The 276-nt window shown below is 69.2% G+C and carries 1 pseudogene; it reads left to right on the top strand.

The features are described from left to right. A pseudogene (locus OU789_RS16850) lies at positions 1 to 276 on the top strand (A/G-specific adenine glycosylase); the annotation flags it as partial.

The following is a 276-nucleotide window of genomic DNA, read 5'->3' on the forward strand; positions in this document are numbered from 1 at the left end:
TCAAGGAGATGGCCACGACGTTGCTCGGGCCGTCGCGCGCCGGCGACAGTGCGCAGGCGCTGATGGATCTGGGCGCCACCATCTGCACGCCGAAGAAGCCGGCTTGCGCATTGTGTCCGCTGAATGACGATTGCGCAGGCCGCATCCGCGGTGATCAGGAAACAGTCCCGCGCAAGGCGCCGAAGAAAAGCGGCGCGCTGCGCCGCGGCGCCGCCTTCGTGGTGACGCGTGGCGGCGAGCTGCTGGTGCGCTCGCGCCCGGAAAAGGGTCTGCTCG

This window comes from Halocynthiibacter sp. C4 (genome assembly GCF_028823805.1).
Taxonomy (GTDB): domain Bacteria; phylum Pseudomonadota; class Alphaproteobacteria; order Rhodobacterales; family Rhodobacteraceae; genus Falsihalocynthiibacter; species Falsihalocynthiibacter halioticoli.